Here is an 18,597-nt window from a genome sequence, read left to right as displayed (position 1 = left end):
TATCTAAAAATTCCCGAGCATTGCTCGGGAATTTTTCTTTTGAATTTCATTCCCTTTACCCGTTGTTACTCTTGTGTCTGTCAGACGAGCTGTGTTGTGTCAGCAAATCCGCACTCTTGAGCTTGAAGGTACAGCCTTGCTGGATGAGCTCCTCCCGGTTGGCCAGTACCAGCGGGTAGAGCAGGGGATGTTGTTGATGTTCTCCGTTGTAGCTCACCTGCATCCGCTCCAATGCGTAGTGCATCAAAGGGATGCGCTGGTTAATCAACAGCTGGTTCCCTGTCATGGCATTGTCTCTGGCAATGATTGCCTGCTGACCCTCGCTGAGGCCTGGATTGGGAACGACTACCGCATGGGTGTTCCACTCCAGATCCTGCTCCCGGCCGTGAGGGGAGGCATCCAGCAGATCCGGTTCGCCGCGAAAACGACTCATCACAAAGTCCAGATATTCCCCTTTCTTCTCGCAGTAGGCACGAACGTGCCAGCGGATCCCGTCATAGACCAGAGTGTGAGGCTCGATATTGCGGCCACATCCCCGAATAGCTGCGCCGTGGTGCGCGGCAGCTGGCGGCGAAAGTCACGCAATCAGCTGGGCCATGCCAGCTGGTTGGATGTAGTGGAGGCAGCCCTCTGGTGCTTCTGGCATGGTGACGATTTGGCAAGCGGCGAAGTGTTACTCGGTGTGCTGCTGGGCAGGGATGAGCGGGTGCGGTTGGTCTATGGACTGTTAGCCGGGGCTTTCTATCTGTCAGATCGGACAGATTGAAGCCGCGGCGCCATCGTATCCCGCCATCCTGCGGCTGATTAACCAGCCAGCTCAACCACCGGATAACAGGCATCTCCCCACAGGGTATCGGGATGGGTCATCATCAACTCGATGATCACCGGCACCAGTTTGCCGAGCAGGTTGGCACAATCCTTCAGTTGTTTGCGATTGACCGAGCTGTTCCAGGTCGCACCGCCATGAATTAGCTGGTTGCGCAGGGTATAGAGGCGGTTAAACACCACGCCCAGCAACTGTGGGGTGTTGCTGCTGGCGAGGGCCTGGTTTGCCATCTTCTTGCCTTGTGCCAGCCGCTCCTTCCACTGGGCTTCGCTTATTTTGCCGCTGTGATAATCCCAGAAGCCTTGCAGTACAAACGGGGTATCCAGCAGTATGCGGATACTGCCAGAGAACTCCTGCCAAACCAGATGCTCGATCTTTTTGTGCTCATCCAGGTCGCACAGTTTCTCCAGAAAGCCTTTGAAGGTCTCCTGTTCAGAGAGGCGACGATCGTCCTCGATTTCAGTGGCATAAGCCGCATTGAACGCAATCCAGAGAAAGATAAAGCGGCCATCTTCATCTTCGGCCATTTCAGCACGTTGCAGCCAGCTTAGGGCACGATGAACTCGCAGGTTGAGGTTGCTGGGAGAGTGTTCACGCAGCGTCCGGTGATGGTTTTTCAACTGTTCAAAATTCAACGACGATCTCCTTCTCAATCAGATGAATAGCCAGCTTTGACAACCATACTCTCTGTCCTGCTGCTTGATCATCAGGTTTAGAAGAACTGGCTGGAATAGCAATGTGGTGATAGCAGCGGCTACTTGCGGATGATACCCTTCAGCGTTGCAATGGCCAGCTCCGCCATGGTGGCCGACGATTGTTCCAGTGGGGCATGGTGGCACTCGGGACAGGCCTCAAACCAGGTGTGGCCACGTACCATAACATCGCTCTTGTGAACAACCGTCTTGTGCTAGCCACATGTTGGGCAGCGATAAGTCGAAGGGGGGGGGGTATCGGCATGATATCCTTCAGACAAGTTCCATCTGGCCTAAAGTAACACGACTCAAATTATTGCAGTGAGTTCCTAGTTCACACTCCTTTTAGAGTCAGGAAAATACCATATCCATACACATAAATGACTATAAAACAAGGTAAAAGGCTCAGCTATTGACTAAGTTGATAGAAGGCGAAGGATAAAACAGCGCCAGTTTGATACGACAACATCGCATGGGACCCGGATCATGGACAGAGCGCAGGGCGCAGCCCCCTTTTCGTTGCAAGTGGATCTAAGGCAGGTGGTGTATGCCCTGTCAGCCTCGCTGGATCTGGTGGGCATTGGCGATGTGGCCCACGGTAAACGGGTCGGGATTATGGCTGCCGAGTGCAGCCGGGAGCTGGGGATGAGTGAGGCCGAACGCTGTCTGCTGTTCGAGCTGGGGGTGCTGCATGATATCGGTGTCTCCTCGACCATCACCCATCATCATCTGGTCAGCGAGTTCGATTGGGAGTCCTCCCAGCGCCACTGCGAGGTGGGATATCAGCTGCTCAAGGATTTCCGTTTGCTGGCCCCGCTGGCCCTGCCTATCCGTTATCACCATACCCACTGGCACCTGTTGCGCGAGATGGCCGATGTGGACCCCAATGTAGCCCGTCAGGCCAACCTTATCTTTCTGGTGGATCGCTGCGATGCGTTGGCGGCGCCCTACTATGGTGATGGTTCATTGTTGATGCATACCAACGAGATCCGCGCACGCCTGCAGGATTTCCGTGACGAGTTCTTTGCCCCCGAGCTGGTGGATGCCTTCCTCAAGGCGTCTCGCTCTGAGGCATTTTGGCTGCAGCTGGAAGCGCGCTCCATCAATGATTACATGCTGGAGATGCTGCAGGTGCGGGAGCCTTGCCTGACCTTCAACGGGGAGCTTAAAGCGCTGGCGCAGATCTTCTCCGGCATTGTCGACGCCAAAAGCCCATTCACGATGACGCATTCACTCGGTGTGAGCAGGTTGTCTCGGGCATTGGCCGAGCAGATGGGAGTCAGTGCCATCCATTGTGACATGCTGGAGATCGCCGGTTTGCTGCACGATTTGGGCAAGCTCAGGGTGCCGGACGAGATCCTCGACAAGCCTGCCTGCCTGACGAAAGAGGAGCGGGCCATCATCAATACCCACAGCTTCGAGACTTACCAGATCCTGCGTCATATCGAAGGGTTTGAGGAGATTGCCTGTTGGGCGGCCTATCACCATGAGGAGCCTGATGGGGAGGGCTATCCGTTCCACCTGCCGGCATCCGCCATGGCGCTTGAAGCGCGGATCCTGCGGGTCGCTGATATTTTTCAGGCAATGGTGCAGGACAGACCTTATCGGCGCGGCCTGCCTGCCCGTGACGCATTGACCTTTATGCAGCAACTGGCGGATCAGGGGCGGGTCGATCCCGCTGTGGTAGCGGTGCTGGCCGATCACCTGCCGCAGATGATGATGGCAGCCATTCCGGATCGCGAGCCGGATCATGCCATCAATTGAGGGAGAGGCTGGCCGCTGACTCATACCGCCGCGAGCCAGCTATGCTTGGAACAAGCCGAGCATGGTGCCGGTACCGGCGCACAAGACGCCAGCTTGATGGACTACAGTAGGGGAGCAGATATGGAATCGCTAAAAGCCAAGGATTATATGCAGAGCAGACCCATCACCTTCACTGCCGACATGATGGTGCAAGCTGCGGTCGAGAAATTTCTGAACAGTCATCAGCTCGGTGGCCCGGTGGTGGATGGGCAGGGCCATCTGATTGGCTGGATCTCCGAGCAGGATTGCATCGCAGTGCTGCTTAAAGAGGCCTATCACTGCGAACAGGTGGCGCAGGTCAAGGATGTGATGCGCAAGGAGGTGTTGTCGGTGGGGCCAGATACCAGCATTTTGAGCCTGGCGGAGATGATGATGGGGCAAAAGCCGAAAATCTATCCGGTAGTGGAGGAGGGGCGTCTGCTCGGGGTCATCAATCGTCACAATGTCATGCAGGCCATTCACGCCCAGCTCACCACCTGTTTTGTCCATCACACCCACGGTTAATCCTGTTTTTCTCTCTCCCAAGGCAAGCTTCGGCTTGCCTTGGCTATTTCATATGCTGCGATTTATTCATGTTATGCCATCTTACAATGATTGTTTTGTCATGTTTGAGGATCGGCCAATCTCTCAGTCTTCCCATATATAACGCTACGTTAAGGCTTGCACCGCCCCCGCTCGCTCTTTAGGATCGCTCCCAGCTTATCGATATGGCCCCTCTGGGCACCTATTTAAGGAATTCGTACCTTGTCTCTCTCTATCGAGGCGCTGCGCCGCCGTCTCTCTGCCTGCATGAACCTCGACGCTCGCCGCCTTTCCAGCCGTCTGCACGGGGTCAAGAAGCTGCCTGAAGGCAAACAGGCTGCCGTGCTGGAGACCATCGCTGCCGATCTGGATGCCGCGCAAGCGCGCTATCAAACCCGTCTGGCCGGTGTGCCCAAGGTCACCTATCCGGACAACCTGCCGGTCAGCCAGAAGCAGGCTGAGATCGCCAAGGCCATTCAAAAACATCAAGTGGTGATCATTGCAGGGGAAACAGGCTCGGGCAAAACCACCCAGATCCCCAAGATCTGTCTGGCGCTCGGGCGCGGGGTGAAGGGCTTTATCGGCCACACCCAGCCGCGCCGTCTGGCAGCCCGCACCGTGGCGGCTCGTATTGCCGAGGAGATGGAGTCCGAACTCGGCCACTACGTGGGTTACAAGGTGCGCTTTACCGATCAGGTGAGCGAGCAGACCCACATCAAGCTGATGACCGACGGTATTCTACTGGCGGAGATCCAGAACGACCGGATGCTCACCCAGTACGACACCATCATCATCGATGAGGCCCATGAGCGGAGCCTCAACATCGACTTCATTTTGGGCTATCTCAAGCAACTGCTGCCCAAGCGCCCCGATCTCAAGGTGATCATCACCTCGGCCACCATCGACCCGCAACGTTTCTCCCGCCATTTCAACAAGGCGCCGGTGATCGAGGTCTCTGGCCGCACCTATCCGGTAGAGGTGCGCTACCGCCCGCTCACCAGTGATAAAAGTGAAGGGCTGGAGGAGCGTGACGAGCTGCAGGGGATCTTCGATGCGGTGGAAGAGCTGGCACGCGAAGGGCTGGGGGACATTCTTATCTTCATGAACGGCGAGCGGGAGATCCGCGATACCGCCGATGCCCTGCGCAAACTCAACCTGCGCAATACCGAGGTGCTGCCGCTCTACGCTCGCCTCTCCAACGCCGAGCAGAACAAGGTGTTCCAGCAACATGCCGGACGGCGCATCGTGCTCGCCACCAACGTGGCGGAGACCTCGCTGACGGTGCCGGGCATTCGCTACGTCATTGACCCGGGCACCGCCCGCATCAGCCGTTACTCCTGGCGTACCAAGGTGCAGCGACTGCCCATCGAACCGGTCTCCCAGGCCAGCGCCAACCAACGTAAAGGGCGTTGCGGTCGGGTGGCGGACGGCATCTGTATCCGCCTCTACTCGGAGGAGGATTTTAACAGCCGCCCTGCCTTCACCGACCCCGAGATCCTGCGCACCAACCTGGCCTCCGTCATCCTGCAGATGCTGGCGCTCGGCCTTGGCAATATGGAGGCGTTCCCCTTCGTCGAGCCGCCCGAGTCGCGCCATATCAAGGATGGTCTGACTCTCTTGAAAGAGCTGGAGGCGGTGCGTGAGCTGCCTGCCAACGGCGAGCGCGAAGCCAAGTTGCAGCTGACCGAGACTGGTCGCCAGCTCTCGCGCATCCCCCTTGATCCGCGTTTGGCGAAGATGGTGATCAGCGCGGCGCAGACCGGCTGCCTGAGCGAGGTGATGGTGATCACCGCGGCCCTCAGCATTCAGGATCCCCGCGAGCGGCCCATGGAGAAGAAGCAGGCTGCCGACGAGCAGCACAGACGCTTTGAGGACAAGGATTCCGACTTCCTCGCCTTCGTCAATCTGTGGAATTACCTGAAAGAGCAGCAGGATGCCCTTGGCAGCAACCCGTTTCGCCGCATGTGCCAGAAGGAGTTTCTCTCCTACCTGCGGGTGCGTGAATGGCAGGATATTCACTTCCAGCTGCGTCAGACGGTCAAGGAGCTGGGTTTTAAAGCCAACCATGAACCGGCGGATTTCAAGACGGTGCACTGTGCCCTGCTGACCGGCCTCTTGAGCCATATCGGCAACAAGGATCTGGAAAAGCCTGAATTCCTTGGTGCTCGCAATGGCCGTTTCCACCTCTTCCCGGCCTCGGGTCTGTTCAAGAAGCCGCCCAAGTGGGTGATGGCCGCAGAATTGGTGGAAACCTCGCGTCTCTACGCCCGTATCAACGCAAAAATTGAGCCCGAGTGGGTGGAGCCGCTGGCAGGCCACCTCATCAAGCTGCACCACAGCGACCCTCACTGGTCGAAGAAAAACGGCGCCGTAATGGCCAAGGAGAAGGTGACCCTCTATGGTCTGACCCTGGTCAACGAGCGCACCATCAACTTCAGCCGTATCGATCCGGCGCTGTGTCGTGAGCTGTTTATCCGCCGCGCGCTGGTGGAGGGGGATTTCGAGACCCGTCACCGTTTCTTCAGCGATAACCGCAAGCTCCTGGCCGAGGTGGAGGCGCTGGAGCACAAATCCCGTCGGCGCGACATCTTGTGGATGACGAGGATCTGTTCCGCTTCTACGATGCTCGTTTGCCGGAGGAGGTGATCTCCTCCCGCCACTTCGACAAGTGGTGGAAAGAGGCGCAAAAGCGGGATCCCGAACTGCTCAACTTCGAGAAAGAGATGCTGATGAAGGGGGATGCGGCCCACATCAGCGATCTCGACTACCCCAACTTCTGGCAGCAGGGGCGGCTCAAGCTCAAGCTGACCTATCAGTTCGAGCCGGGGGAGGCCGCCGATGGCGTGACCCTGCATATTCCGCTGCCGCTCCTGAATCAGGTGGAGGTGAAGGGGTTTGAGTGGCTGATCCCCGGGCTGCGTCACGAGCTGTTGGTGGCCCTCATCAAGTCGATGCCAAAGCCGATGCGCAAAAACTTCGTGCCAGCGCCCAACTACGCCGACGCGTTGCTCGCCAGCATCAACCCCGAGCAGGGGCAGCTCTTGGACGAAATGGAGCGCCAGCTGCGCCGTATGACCGGCGTGACCGTGCCCCGTGAGTCCTGGGACTGGTCTGCGGTGCCCGATCACCTGAAACTCACCTTCCGGGTGGTGGACGACAAACACAAGAAGGTGGCGGAAGGTAAAGATCTGGAGGCCTTGAAAGAGTCGCTGCGCGGCAAGGTGCAGGAGACCCTGTCACAAGTGGCGGACGATGATATCGAGCAGTCTGGCCTCACCCTGTGGAGCTTTGGCGAGTTGCCGCAGGAGTACAGCCAGAAGCGTGGCGGCTTCGAAGTGAAGGCCTATCCGGCGTTGGTAGACGAGAAAGATTCGGTCGCCATCCAGCTGGTGGAGAGCCCGGTGGTGCAGCAGCAGCTGATGTGGGCCGGTCAGCGTCGGCTGGTGCTGCTCAATGTGCCATCACCCATCAAGTATCTGCAGGAGAAGCTGCCCAACAAGGCCAAGCTCGGGCTCTATTTCAACCCGTTTGGCAAGGTGGCGGAGCTGATTGACGACTGCATCGCCTGTGGCTGCGACAAGCTGATCGAGCAGCATGGCGGGCTGGCTTGGGACGAGGCCGGTTTCGAGGCGCTCAAGGAGTTTGTTCGCGCCGAGCTCAACGATGCGGTAGTGGAGGTGGCCAAGCAAGTGGAAGCCGTGCTGACGTTGTCCCATGAGATCAAGAAGCGGCTCAAGGGCAAGATGCAGCTCGATACCGCCTTTGCCATGTCGGATATCCAGCAGCAGCTCGGCAACCTTATCCACAAGGGCTTTGTCACCGAGACCGGCTGGCAGCGGTTGCCTGATTTGCTGCGCTATCTGCGGGCCATCGAGCGTCGCCTGGAGAAGCTTGCCATCGATCCCAACCGGGATCGGGTCTACATGCTCAAGGTGCACAGTGTGGAGTCGGAGTACAAGGCGCTGCTGGCCAAGATCCCCAAATCCCAGCTTGTTCCCACCGAGGTGGCCAATATTCGCTGGATGATCGAGGAGCTGCGGGTATCGTTCTTTGCCCAGAATCTGGGGACCCCTTATCCGGTCTCCGATAAACGGGTGCTTAACGCCATCGCTCAGTGCTAAGCTGCTATCTAACTGTTTTAACAGCATGATAGCGGGTGCTGAGAAGGGGTTGCCGGTCAGGTAGCCCCTTCAAACCGCAAGTCAGGGAGGCAAGGATGCTGGGGATCTGGTTGAGTGTGGCGCAGGTGGTGATCAGCGGTTATCAACCCATCGCGGAACAAACCTGGGTGCAGTTGAACCCGGAATATTACCCGCTGGCGCGCACCCCGCCTGCGATGTTTGTGGCCTGGCGTGGCAATCAGTTTCCGCCGCTGGCCCAAAAGCAGAAGCAGGGTCGCTGGCAGATCCTCTTTCCAGCCAGGTTGGTGCCCCCCTTCGATCTGTTCGAGGGGGAGGCGCAGCTCTCCAAAACCTATCTGGCAAGGCTGCGGCGCATCGACGAGATGGCTTACGGGGTCGTCCCCGCGCAGGCTGTTGCTGCTGGTGCAATCGTGCTCCAGGGGAGTGGTTTCTCTGATTATCTCGCGCAACCTGTCGCGCCCTTTATTGCCGAGTTCCGCACACCTCAAGACGCGTTCAGTGGTGTTGATATGCTCACCGACCCCGCCGAGAGCGAACCTCTACTGGCTCAGCTGGGGGTGACGTTTCGCACTGCGGGGATGAGTGGTGCCCAAGGAGATGAGGGAGTAGCGATCGCCGATATGGCCTTGGCCAGTCACACGGCTAGCTTATCCGCAGGCAGTGACGTCATGCTTACCCTCTCGGCTCCTGCGGCCGGCGGTTCACAAACCGTGTGTCATCAGGTCGCAGCAGGGGAGACCCTGTGGCGCATTGCCAACCAGTTATCCAGTGCCCGGGGAGCCGATACCTACAGCTATTTGCTGGCGCTGGTGGCAGAGAACCAGCCGCGGCTTGGCAAGAGCATTCGGGTCAGAACGGGGGAGGGACTCTACTGCCCGCGCGCCGAAACCCTGGCGCGGTTTGATGCCCTGAGCCCGGCCCAGCGTCAGCAGCAATTCGCCCGGTTGGAGCAGGGGCACTAAATGCAGAGTCGGTACCTTGTATCCGAATTTGGCCCGTGGTAGTATTCGCGCTCGTTTTGCGAGGTGCTGACCGGTCGCAGTTAGCACCATAAATTCATCCAAAAGAGATACATACTATGTCTTTCGTATTCCAAGCTGAAGTCCGTTCTGACCTGGGGAAAGGTGCGAGCCGCCGCCTGCGTCAAGCTGACCAAGTTCCTGCCATCGTTTACGGTGCAGGCAAAGAAGCCCTGTCCATCACTGTTGACCACAAGAAAATGATCCTGGCTCAAGAGAAGCCGGAATTCTATGAGTCTGTACTGACTCTGGTTATCAACGGTGAAGAAGTTAACGTAAAAGTGAAAGCTATCCAGCGTCACCCGGTACGTTACAAGCTGATCCACCTGGACTTCGTTCGCGTTTAATAGCGAACCGTCAGGTTGAAGAAAAGCCACTCTCAGGAGTGGCTTTTTGCTATCTGGCATCTTGTGATCGGGCTGAAAGAGCTACCTGGTCAGCACAGCAAGCCGGTTATCCCAGCTGGCTAAGGGCTTGTTGGCAACGCTGCTCGGCGGCATCCAGCTCCAGCAGCACCATCCTGATATCTTCCATCTGCTGTTGCAGTGTCTCCCGTTTCTCCTCAACCAGTCCCAGCATGGTCTGTAACTGGGTGCGGCTGCTCTTGTCGGCATCATAGAGATCAAACAGCTCGCGGATCTCGGCGAGGCTGAATCCGAGCCGCTTGCCGCGCAGGGTGAGCTTGAGGCGAACCCGATCCTGCTTGCTGTAAATGCGGGTCTGTCCCTCTCTGGCGGGATTGAGCAACCCCTGATCCTCGTAGAAACGGATACTGCGCGTCGTAATATCAAATTCCCGGGCCAGCTCACTGATGCTGAAGCGCCGTCCTTCATCCTTGTTGTTCATACAGACTTCTTGGCGAACTAAATCCTGTCTGCACCTTACCTAAACGTAAACTGCACTGCAACTCTTGTTCCATCGCGTCAGAACCCCTATGTTATGGCCATGTAACAAACAGAGGCAGGCAAATGGATATTGCAATTGTGGCGGCAAAACGGACTCCGATGGGGGCGTTTCAGGGGGCATTGGCAGAGGTAACTGCGCCTGAGTTGGGAGCCTGTGCCATCGAGGCGGCACTACAGCAAAGCGGGCTGAGTCCGGAGCAGGTCGATGAAGTGTTTATGGGCAATGTGCTGGCGGCGGGCGTGGGGCAAGCGCCAGCCCGGCAGGCGTTGTTGAAAGCAGGGTTGCCAGATAGTGTGCCTGCTACTACGGTCAACAAGGTGTGCGGTTCCGGCATGAAAGCAGTGATGCTGGCGGCGGATACCATCCGCCTTGGTGACAACAGGGTAGTGGTCGCGGGGGGGATGGAGAGTATGAGCCGTGCCCCCTATCTGCTGGATAATGCCCGCAGCGGCTTTCGGATGGGGCATCAAAAGGTGCTGGACCACCTATTCCTCGACGGTTTGCAAGATGCCTATGATGGCCAGCTGATGGGGGTACATGCTCAGCGCAGTGCCGATCTTGCCGGTTTGACCCGCAGTGCCATGGATGAGTTTGCCCTGGCGTCATTGCAGCGTGCCCGCGATGCGCAGCACGCCGGTGCGTTTGTGTCCGAGCTGACAAGCGTCTATCGCGGTGAGCGCTTGTTGCTGGTCGAAGACGAGCAGCCCGGCAAGGGCAGACCGGAGAAGATCCCTACCCTGAAGCCAGCGTTTGGCAAGGAGGGCACCATTACAGCGGCCAATTCAAGCTCCATCTCGGATGGTGCGGCGGCGCTGATATTGATGGATGGCGCCACGGCGCAAGCCTGGCAGGTACAAGTGCTGGCACGGATCGTCGGTTATCAGAGCCACGCGGCATTGCCCGCCGAATTTACCTCTGCGCCCATTGGCGCCATTTCACGCTTGTTGGCGAGTCTGGCATGGTCGGTGGAAGAGGTGGATCTCTTCGAGATCAACGAGGCCTTCGCCATGGTCACCATGCTGGCCATGAGCGGGGTCGGCATCCCTCATCACAAGGTCAATGTCCATGGAGGGGCCTGTGCACTTGGTCATCCGTTGGGGGCGAGTGGCGCACGCATTCTGGTGACGCTGATCGCCGCGCTGCGGCAACGGGGTTTGCGGCGAGGCGTGGCAGCGCTCTGCATCGGGGGCGGGGAAGCGACCGCTATCGCGGTCGAGGTGAATGACGAGACGAATTAATTGGTGGCTTCCATCGCCAGCAGTTGTTCCGTGACCCAGGTGGTGGCGGCCAGATAGAGGTGACTCACCTTATCCTCGCTCAGCCCCAGGCGGGCTGTTCTGGCCGTTACCCGTGACCAGTTGGCGCTCTCGTAATCTTCACAAAACGCGAGGTAGAAACCCAGATTGCCTTTGCGCTCCAGCAGCGCCAGCCGAATATCGTCGATAAGAGGGATAGTGCCGAGCAGCTTGTCCATCGGCTGCTCCATCAGTACATCCAGCAGGGAGAAGAGACCGGTGATAAAGGCTTGTTGTGCCTGCTGGCTCGGAGCGTGGGCGTGGGCCAGCAGTTCACAGAATCGGGCTCGGATCATCGACATCTGGTAGAGCTCGGCGCTCTTGCCCTTGCCGGCGCTGGTCGCGGCTACCAGCGAGACAAAGCGCTTTAGCTGGGTGTTGCCCAGATAGATGGCAGCCTGGCGAAATGACGAAATAGGGTTGGTGTGACCTTTGAGATGGTTGACATAGCGCAACAGCTTGAGAGAGAGGGAGATATCCTGACCGAGTAGCTGCTCAATCTTGTTGATATCAGGCTCTGCCTCGTTGACCACGTTGAGCAACTGCATCACCACGACTTGCGCTGGCTCCATGGTGGCTTGCTTGACCATCTCGGGTCTGCTGAAGAAAAAGCCCTGGAACAGCTGGATCCCCAGCTGTTTGACCCGCTCGAACTCCGCCTTGTCCTCTACTTTTTCCGCCAGATAGGTGAGCCCTAGGGTCTGATGCCGCTGGATAAACACTTTGATCTGCATCAGGGGGGTGGCACGAAGATCAAACTTGATGATGTGGATAAAAGGGAGGAAGCGCTCCCAATCCGGTGACATGGTGAAGTCATCGAGTGCCAGCTGATATCCCAGCTTGTGCAGCTGTTTCACCTTTTCCAGCAGGGCATCATCCGGTGGGGAATCTTCCAGGATCTCAATCACCACTTTTTCGGGCGGCAGGCACTCTGCCAATCCCTCCAGCAGCAGTGAGTGGGGGAAGTTGATAAAGCAGGGGCGGCCGCCCAAGAGCTGATCGATATTTTGTTGCAGGAACTGTTCGACCACCAGGCGTGACGTCGCCTGTTGGGAGGAGATGCTCGGGAAGACATTATTCAGACTATCGCGAAAGAGCAGCTCATAGGCATGAGTTTTGAGGTCTCTGTCGAGGATCGGCTGTCTTGCTACGTAGGAATACATGCCTTGCTCCAGTAAAGGTACTGGGTTGATTTTATGGTGTTGCAGAACACTATGCCAGTGTTCACCTTATTGAGTAAGGCAATAATTGGCATAGCGTTTTTTGCAGGGAAGGAATTTAGAAGAGATAGCTCAATTGTGCACCAGCCAGCCAGGCATCCCCTTCGGAAGTGCCCTGGAAGGTGGAGGTCGTCATCGGATTACCCGGTTGCAGCTCCATTTTTTCAGTGACATCCACCTTTTTGCCATCGATCAGGGTCAGCCCCAGATCCACGGTCAGGTTGGGCGTGAACTGATACCCCATTCCCAGGCTGTACCAGAGCCGATCGGCATCCGGGATGGAGATGGTACGACGATCGGCTGGCACCGGGCTGGCGTCATAGGCCACACCGGAGCGCAGTTGCCACTTGGGAGTGACCTGATAGGTCATACCGATGGCGTAGCGCCAGCTATCTTCCCAGTGCTCGTCCTTGATGTGCATTGAGCCTTGGTGATCCAGCTCTGCTTCCAGTTGCACAAATTTACTCCAGTTGGTCCAGTTCAGGCTGCCATGGAGTGCGAGTTTGTCGGTCAACTGATGGAAGAGAGCCAATTCAGCGGTTGCAGGCAATGGTAAATCAAGGCGTCCGGTATCCTCGTATGGAGTCAATCCGTTTGCTCCTTGAGCATTACCTTCGAGCGTCAGTGTTGTATCGTGGCGATATGACAGCCCTACCCGTGTATTTTGCGATGGAGTTAGCAGCATCCCCGCGTTCCAGCCTAAAGCCCATCCATCGCCTTCCAGATGTTTCACTATCTTATGTGGGCCGACATTAAATACACCGCCAACCTCGCCTTCGCCCTGAATAGCAGAGATCCCGGCACCAATTGACCACATCTCATTGATGCGATAGGCGAGTGAGGTACCCAGATCCATGGTCTTGATATCGGAGACATTGCCAAAGTGGCCAGCGCTGTAGTTATCCGGCATCTTGACACCAAGACCATAGTAAGAGGTTGCCGAGAAACCGAGGCGCCACTGCTCGCTGAGTGGAATGATGAGATAAGCGTTGGGAACCCAGGCTGCGGCGGCGATATCGTGTGCTGTAGCATCAGCATGAGTTAGTAAACCGGCCGTTTTTCCTTCGATATTGACGTCAGGACTGACATAGATAGCGCCGCCAGAGAGCGCCATCTTATCGAAGCGGGTCATGGTTGCTGCATTGCGGGAGAGCACACTGGCGTTGTCCGCGATGGCGGCCTCACCGGCAAAGGCGCGTCCCAGTCCTGTAGCGGACTGTTCAGCCAGCTGGAACCCGGCGGCATGAGTCTGACCTGCGATCACCAGCAGGGCGATGGCGGACGGTTTGATGATGGGATGCATGGCAAAATCCTTGCTGTTACCCGAAGGTTCAATCGGTCATATGAATGGAGGCAGGATTTTATATGGTATGACCAGTAAGGCAACGGTAATGGCCAGTATCTGGATAAAACAAGATTAAATGCTGCAAGGATGCATTCTAATAGCTTGATTAAAAAATAAAAATAAACAGGTGTGTGCTACATGTGTGCGCTGAACTGGCTTTTCCGGATAAAAAAAGAGCGCCTGACGGCGCTCTTTCAATTCTATCAATAATCAGAACTTCATGTTGAACTGGGCAGAGGCCAGGAAGGCGTTGCCGTGGGAAGTACCTTTCCAACGAGACTGGCCTTTGTGGTCAGAGGTCAAACTCTCGTCTACATCAACTTCTTTGCCGTCCAGATAAGCCATACCGAAGTCAACACTCATATCAGTGTTGATATGATAGGTGGCTCCGGCGCTATACCAGATGCGGTCTGAGTCGGGGATGCTCAGGCTGCGGTATTCAGGTTCGATAGGGCTGTTGTCATAGGCAAAGCCCAGACGAGCTTCCCAAGCAGGGTTGACATACCAAGTACCGCCGATTGAATAACGGAGTGAGTCTTTAAATTTTTCTGGTTTTTGCAAACAGACACCCGGGTTGGCTGTACCAACACCACACTGGGAACCAGTTGCTTTAAGTTCTTCAAAGGCACTCCAATCAGTCCAGTTAACTGAATAGTGCACTGCAAATTGTTGGTTTAGACGATGGTAACCTGCGAACTCAGCTTGAGCAGGCAAATCAAGGTTTAGTTGTCCATCAACAGTTTTACCTCCAAGGCCACCTAAACCTGGGATTAGTGGGTTAATGTCATTGCTGTAATCACCTTTAAATTTGAGGTCAACTTGAGAGCGATATGTGAGAGCTAAACGGTTGTTTTCGTTGATCTCATAAAGTGTCCCAATGTTCCAGCCAAAGCCCCAAGTATCACCTTTCATCGATGAAATTTTGGAGTCGGTGTTTAAGCCAGGGATCGGTAATGAGCCTTTGTATCGATTCAGCTCGGCCGCGCCGTAAACTGCGTTGATACCCGCACCAACACTGAACTGTTCATTAACCCTATAGGCGATATTCGGGTTTATGTTAAAAGTTACCAATTCTGTATCGCCAGCAGCCGAGCCTGCTGTGAAGGTTTTGGAGTATTCGGTGGAGAGACCGTAGTTGGAGAAAAGGCCAATACCCCAAGCCCATTGGTCATTCAATGGTTGGATAAAATAGGAGGCAGGTACGAATGCTGCGGGAGCAATGCCACTTTGACTGGCATCCTTACCGTTTAGAAGGGGGCTTGGAGATGAAAGCTTACCCTCCACATCCACATCCGGTTTGATGTAGGTGCCGGAGACAGAAACTGCCATCTTGTCGAAGGTGGTCATGGCCGCCGGGTTACGGGCCAGGACGGAGGCGTTGTCGGCGATAGCTGCTTCACCGGCATAGGCGCGACCCAGACCGGAGGCCGAGTGCTCGTTCAACTGGAATGCCGCGGCATGGACTTGACCGGTGGCCAGCGCGATGGTGGCGGCAATCAGGCTCTTCTTGAAAATAGTTGTCGTCATGGTGTTCTCTCTTGTAGGCAGATTTTTTTGCCGATATTGGCTGCACGTTCAATGCAAACCTCGACAAAATCCGTTTTTATTTCAGCTTCTTCCCAATCAATTCTGGCGTGATTCTATGGATCTGGTAGGAGGTAAGAAATCAGACCAGTGACAGCAGAATACATAAAAGTGATCGATGTGTTAATCATTTGTTTTAACCTGCTGTTTAATTCATCATTTTCAGGGTCTAAAGGTGGATTATTGACCTGGATTGCCGATCTCCGTCACAAAAATAATTTTGTCAATTTTTCGAAATCTTGAGGCAAATGAGTGACAAAGGGGAGTAAACAGGGAGAGAACAGGCTGCGGCTCGTGACCGCCGCCTGCTATTGAGGATGGTTCTGAGGTTGTTAACCGGCGATGTTAAATGTCCCACTGCAGACGTGACTGCAGAGCATTGGCAACGGGGGCAAGTGGCTCTTTCATCTCGCCAATCAGTACCATATTGGCGCCTTTGAGCTGGACAATCTCCCCTTTGAGGGTGCCATCTTCAAAGGTGGCCTGTTGCAGGGTTAATGGAACATGTTTGGGCACTAAAAAGAGGGTGACTGGCCCCATCTTTCCCTGGATCACCATGTGCAAGGCCGGTCCCTGATAAAACGAGCAGTGATTGACATAGGTCACCTTGAGCCCATCCATCCCGCTTAAGGTGGCGCCATACTTCTCCATCTTGGCATTGATGTTATGCAGATTGACCTGTTCATCGACACCTTCAATAAAGGGTTCTTCGCCATAGACATGAGCCATCGCCACCTGTGCGAGGGAGAGGGCCGCAGGAGCCGTTTCTGGCAGCGTGATCCAGCGGGTGCTCATTCCCAGCAGGAAGGCGACCGATGCAGCCAGGGCGATCTGGCGCCAGGATGTTGATGTCCGGATCTTGACCGGCGCCGTGCCAAGGGGGCGGGATGGCGGCAAATCATCTGGCGCGTCACTGTCTTTCTGCATGGCTTGCCTGAGCAGGATCCGCTCGGCCAGTCCGGCGGGAACCTCTACCTGCATGGCGTGCTTGAGAGTTCTGTCGAACTGCTTCATCTCGTCGAGATAGTTCCGATTGGCCTGGCTTGCTTCAGCGGCTTTGAGAAAATCCGGCAGTTTATCGTTGGGCTGGATCATGGCGTTGCGGCGAAATTCGAGTTCATCCATGTCCGTGTCCTCTTGCTTGGTTCTTCTGCTCCATCGCCTCCTTGATCTGGTTGCGGGCGCGAAACAGTCGGGTCATGACGGTGTTCTTGTTGAGGCCGAGCATCTCGGCAATCTCCTCACCACTGAATCCTCCCACGACTTGCAGCAGCAGTGGCTCCTGGTACTCCTCGGGCAACCGGGCGATGTGACGGTGCAACCACTCGTTCTCCATTTCCTGTTCGCTGTGCAGCGCATCGTGCTGGGGCTGAGGGTGATCGTCGAGATCCACCAGCTCCAGCTGTTTGCGTTCAAAGCGGCGGGCGTTCTCCCGTCTGAGGATGGTGATCAGCCACCCTTTGGCCGCCTTGTCATCCTGCAGGGTGTCGATAGCCTTCCAGGCACGCAGGAAGGTCTCTTGCACCAGATCTTCCGCCACGTTGGGATCCCGGGTCAGCCAGTAGGCATACCGGTAGAGATCGCCATGCAGCGCATGAACCAGTGCTTCAAATTTGGTTTGTTTGTCAGCCATGGGATCAGAGACCGGCGAAGTGGCCGGATCATTTCCACCAATATGCTGCTGAGCACGTTTTTTTCTAAAAAACAGCAGTGCCATAGGGCAATCCTTGTCAGGGGGCGTGGCGGCGGGAGCGGGAACTCCCGTGCGCTAGCAGGTAAATCAGGTACGCAATACCGGCCGTTTCATCAGCCCTGAGGGTATGCGCTAGAGCGCGCCACTCGATGGGCGGGCTAGAAGAGGGCCGTGCAAAACAGGCTCGCTCGAGTGCGGCGAGCCCGTTGCCGAGCCGATTATGCCCAGCGTCAGGCAACTGGCCTAATTGATAATAGGAGACCTGCCAGCGCATGGTCGCCCACTTGATCAGCGCCTTGCGACTGGCATCCGGCTGTTGTCGGGAAAGGGCACGTTGCAGTTGATAGAAGGCGTGCCAGCGGGGCCAGTGGCGCCATAGCGCACGCAGCGTTATGGCCAGCACGACCCACCAAAGGCTCTCTCGCAGTGCCATCTGCGATGTCTGCTGATCAGGTTGCCGATTTGTCGTTGCCTGAAACGTCAGCGTGATGGCAGGGAGGCTGGCCTGCTCAATCCGGCCACTTTGGGTATTAAACCAGGGCAGAGCAATGGGGGGCAGCTGGTAGTCGCCGCTCTGCTCCGCGACCAGAGTCTGGCGCCACTGTCGCTCAAACAGCAGCTTGCCATCTCGGTAACGCTCCTGCTGTTGCTCGCCATCGGGATGTGCCTGTATGCCGTTTGGCAGTTGATGGGCCATCAGGGGGGCAAGCTGTATCTGGCCGCTGTCACCATTTTCCATGGTCAGGGTGAGGATACGGATCAGTGGTTCACCCACTTCCCCCGTGGAGGCCGGTTCAAGCCGTTGACTCAGGGTCAGCCGGGTGGCCACCGGCGTGGCGGGGGCTTTGTCGACCCGAACCTCGAGTGGTGCCGCGCGGGCCGAGAGTTTTTGCGGCTTGTTCCCTTGCTGCGTGAGCTGCCCCTGCAAGCGGGGTGAGTCGAGGTACCAGAGTCCCGGCGCTTTTGCCTGAATGAGCCAGCTGCGGGTGAGCCGGCCGGGTAGACCAGCCTGAGCGGGGGCGATCCACTCGTCGCTACCGAGGCGACGGATGGTGAAGTTAGCAGAGCTGAGCTCGCTCAGGGCCGGGTTTTGCATACTGGTGGGCAGCCAAAGGGTCAGGCGGTAGGTCACCGGCTGGCCGGGATAGAGCGGGCCCTGATGATCAAGGCTGGCCTGCATCTCGAGGGGCGAGGGGGCCTCGGGCTGTGGCAGCGCGGTTGTTTTCGCCTCTCTCAATGGCAGGGTGAGCGAGGGGGTGAACTCATTTCCCAGCTTGAGCGGGGCAATCACCACCTTTGTATTAGCGGGTGAGTCGCTCTGGTGCAGCGGGATCTGCCAGCGAGTCAGTTGTTGTACCGGGGTGGTGACCCGGCTCATGGTCACTCTGCCCACTGCAAACTGGCGCAGTAGGGGGGTGATCTCCAGTTCGCTGCTCTGGCGCTCGCCATCCGCTTCGATGATCAGCAGCCAATCGCTGGGGTCAGCCCCCGGCAGCAGCTCTGCCCTAGGGGGCAAAGCCCAGCAAAGTTGACTCGCGAGTGCGAGCAAC

Annotated in this window: 16 protein-coding genes and 1 pseudogene; 7 read left to right on the top strand and 10 right to left on the bottom strand. The window is 56.7% G+C overall.

Translation table 11 applies throughout. The annotated features are described in order from the left end of the window. Window positions 1-55 precede the first annotated feature (55 nt). Window positions 56-433 carry a hypothetical protein gene (locus tag ACTG2J_RS11430; RefSeq protein WP_228023714.1) on the bottom strand — a complete coding sequence of 126 codons (378 nt, stop codon included), beginning with the start codon at window positions 431-433 and terminating at the stop codon, window positions 56-58. A 75-nt stretch (window positions 434-508) separates the two neighbouring features. Between ACTG2J_RS11430 and ACTG2J_RS11425 the strand changes: the two genes are divergently transcribed. Further along, window positions 509-766, top strand: a complete 258-nt coding sequence (locus tag ACTG2J_RS11425) for an ADP-ribosylglycohydrolase (protein ID WP_113739471.1) — start codon at window positions 509-511, stop codon at window positions 764-766. Between the two features lie 38 nt (window positions 767-804). Here ACTG2J_RS11425 and ACTG2J_RS11420 read toward each other — a convergent pair whose 3' ends face one another. Both ACTG2J_RS11420 and ACTG2J_RS11415 read right to left on the bottom strand, forming a co-directional pair. Continuing rightward, a complete protein-coding gene (locus ACTG2J_RS11420) occupies window positions 805-1,461 on the bottom strand; it encodes a HEPN domain-containing protein (RefSeq protein WP_113739472.1) in 657 nt (218 codons plus the stop codon). Window positions 1,462-1,580: 119 nt separating this feature from the next. Then, a complete protein-coding gene (locus ACTG2J_RS11415; protein WP_265177479.1) occupies window positions 1,581-1,703 on the bottom strand; it encodes a hypothetical protein in 123 nt (40 codons plus the stop codon). A gap of 301 nt (window positions 1,704-2,004) precedes the next feature. Between ACTG2J_RS11415 and ACTG2J_RS11410 the strand changes: the two genes are divergently transcribed. The 5 genes and pseudogenes from ACTG2J_RS11410 to rplY all read left to right on the top strand — a co-directional run bounded on the left by ACTG2J_RS11410 (window position 2,005) and on the right by rplY (window position 9,351). After that, on the top strand, window positions 2,005-3,282 hold the full coding sequence (locus ACTG2J_RS11410) for an HD-GYP domain-containing protein (protein WP_026035113.1): 1,278 nt from the start codon (window positions 2,005-2,007) through the stop codon (window positions 3,280-3,282). 120 nt (window positions 3,283-3,402) lie between these two features. Then, window positions 3,403-3,825, top strand: coding sequence for a CBS domain-containing protein (locus tag ACTG2J_RS11405; protein WP_005333273.1), 423 nt, complete (start codon window positions 3,403-3,405; stop codon window positions 3,823-3,825). 240 nt (window positions 3,826-4,065) lie between these two features. Next, window positions 4,066-7,964: pseudogene (gene hrpA, locus ACTG2J_RS11400) on the top strand (ATP-dependent RNA helicase HrpA). Between the two features lie 95 nt (window positions 7,965-8,059). Continuing rightward, window positions 8,060-8,947: a hypothetical protein gene (locus ACTG2J_RS11395; protein ID WP_274161513.1), complete on the top strand. Its 888-nt coding sequence runs from the start codon at window positions 8,060-8,062 to the stop codon at window positions 8,945-8,947. Window positions 8,948-9,063: 116 nt separating this feature from the next. Then, entirely contained in the window at window positions 9,064-9,351 is a 288-nt protein-coding gene (gene rplY / locus ACTG2J_RS11390) for a 50S ribosomal protein L25 (RefSeq protein ID WP_005333252.1), read from the top strand. A gap of 106 nt (window positions 9,352-9,457) precedes the next feature. On the opposite strand, the gene ACTG2J_RS11385 is transcribed toward rplY, so the two are convergent. Beyond that, window positions 9,458-9,850 (bottom strand): MerR family transcriptional regulator, encoded by a 393-nt coding sequence (locus ACTG2J_RS11385; protein WP_005360322.1) that lies wholly within the window; start codon window positions 9,848-9,850, stop codon window positions 9,458-9,460. Window positions 9,851-9,972: 122 nt separating this feature from the next. Between ACTG2J_RS11385 and ACTG2J_RS11380 the strand changes: the two genes are divergently transcribed. Next, complete coding sequence (locus ACTG2J_RS11380) at window positions 9,973-11,148, top strand: thiolase family protein (protein ID WP_274161514.1); 1,176 nt, start codon at window positions 9,973-9,975, stop codon at window positions 11,146-11,148. Here ACTG2J_RS11380 and ACTG2J_RS11375 read toward each other — a convergent pair. The 6 genes from ACTG2J_RS11375 to ACTG2J_RS11350 all read right to left on the bottom strand — a co-directional run bounded on the left by ACTG2J_RS11375 (window position 11,145) and on the right by ACTG2J_RS11350 (window position 18,596). Further along, window positions 11,145-12,368 (bottom strand): EAL and HDOD domain-containing protein, encoded by a 1,224-nt coding sequence (locus ACTG2J_RS11375; protein WP_005333249.1) that lies wholly within the window; start codon window positions 12,366-12,368, stop codon window positions 11,145-11,147. The two genes, ACTG2J_RS11380 and ACTG2J_RS11375, sit on opposite strands and share 4 nt — an antisense overlap. A gap of 115 nt (window positions 12,369-12,483) precedes the next feature. Beyond that, the gene (locus ACTG2J_RS11370; RefSeq protein ID WP_274161515.1) at window positions 12,484-13,728 is read right to left on the bottom strand and encodes an OmpP1/FadL family transporter; all 1,245 of its coding nucleotides are present in this window, start codon (window positions 13,726-13,728) and stop codon (window positions 12,484-12,486) included. 252 nt (window positions 13,729-13,980) lie between these two features. Further along, entirely contained in the window at window positions 13,981-15,297 is a 1,317-nt protein-coding gene (locus tag ACTG2J_RS11365) for an outer membrane protein transport protein (protein ID WP_201946388.1), read from the bottom strand. A gap of 402 nt (window positions 15,298-15,699) precedes the next feature. Next, a complete protein-coding gene (locus tag ACTG2J_RS11360; protein WP_088869005.1) occupies window positions 15,700-16,479 on the bottom strand; it encodes a DUF3379 domain-containing protein in 780 nt (259 codons plus the stop codon). Next, entirely contained in the window at window positions 16,472-17,071 is a 600-nt protein-coding gene (locus tag ACTG2J_RS11355) for a sigma-70 family RNA polymerase sigma factor (protein WP_005333245.1), read from the bottom strand. The genes ACTG2J_RS11360 and ACTG2J_RS11355 overlap by 8 nt, the downstream gene beginning before the upstream one ends. Before the next feature lie 13 nt (window positions 17,072-17,084). After that, window positions 17,085-18,596 carry a hypothetical protein gene (locus ACTG2J_RS11350; RefSeq protein ID WP_439997908.1) on the bottom strand — a complete coding sequence of 504 codons (1,512 nt, stop codon included), beginning with the start codon at window positions 18,594-18,596 and terminating at the stop codon, window positions 17,085-17,087. Window position 18,597: the final 1 nt, after the last annotated feature.

It is taken from the genome of Aeromonas sp. 6P, from assembly GCF_051919525.1.
Classification (GTDB): Bacteria; Pseudomonadota; Gammaproteobacteria; order Enterobacterales; family Aeromonadaceae; genus Aeromonas; species Aeromonas veronii.
This window is presented reverse-complemented; position numbering and strand designations above follow the sequence as displayed.

Bases quoted from the DNA above. Each gene is read 5' to 3' on its own strand.
- ACTG2J_RS11430 (WP_228023714.1), bottom strand. From the start codon at position 433: ATGAGTCGTTTTCGCGGCGAACCGGATCTGCTGGATGCCTCCCCTCAC.
- ACTG2J_RS11415 (WP_265177479.1), bottom strand. From the start codon at position 1,703: ATGGTACGTGGCCACACCTGGTTTGAGGCCTGTCCCGAGTGCCACCAT.
- ACTG2J_RS11410 (WP_026035113.1), top strand. From the start codon at position 2,005: ATGGACAGAGCGCAGGGCGCAGCCCCCTTTTCGTTGCAAGTGGATCTA.
- ACTG2J_RS11405 (WP_005333273.1), top strand. From the start codon at position 3,403: ATGGAATCGCTAAAAGCCAAGGATTATATGCAGAGCAGACCCATCACC.
- ACTG2J_RS11395 (WP_274161513.1), top strand. From the start codon at position 8,060: ATGCTGGGGATCTGGTTGAGTGTGGCGCAGGTGGTGATCAGCGGTTAT.
- rplY (WP_005333252.1), top strand. From the start codon at position 9,064: ATGTCTTTCGTATTCCAAGCTGAAGTCCGTTCTGACCTGGGGAAAGGT.
- ACTG2J_RS11385 (WP_005360322.1), bottom strand. From the start codon at position 9,850: ATGAACAACAAGGATGAAGGACGGCGCTTCAGCATCAGTGAGCTGGCC.
- ACTG2J_RS11380 (WP_274161514.1), top strand. From the start codon at position 9,973: ATGGATATTGCAATTGTGGCGGCAAAACGGACTCCGATGGGGGCGTTT.
- ACTG2J_RS11375 (WP_005333249.1), bottom strand. From the start codon at position 12,368: ATGTATTCCTACGTAGCAAGACAGCCGATCCTCGACAGAGACCTCAAA.
- ACTG2J_RS11370 (WP_274161515.1), bottom strand. From the start codon at position 13,728: ATGCATCCCATCATCAAACCGTCCGCCATCGCCCTGCTGGTGATCGCA.
- ACTG2J_RS11365 (WP_201946388.1), bottom strand. From the start codon at position 15,297: ATGACGACAACTATTTTCAAGAAGAGCCTGATTGCCGCCACCATCGCG.
- ACTG2J_RS11360 (WP_088869005.1), bottom strand. From the start codon at position 16,479: ATGGATGAACTCGAATTTCGCCGCAACGCCATGATCCAGCCCAACGAT.
- ACTG2J_RS11355 (WP_005333245.1), bottom strand. From the start codon at position 17,071: ATGGCACTGCTGTTTTTTAGAAAAAAACGTGCTCAGCAGCATATTGGT.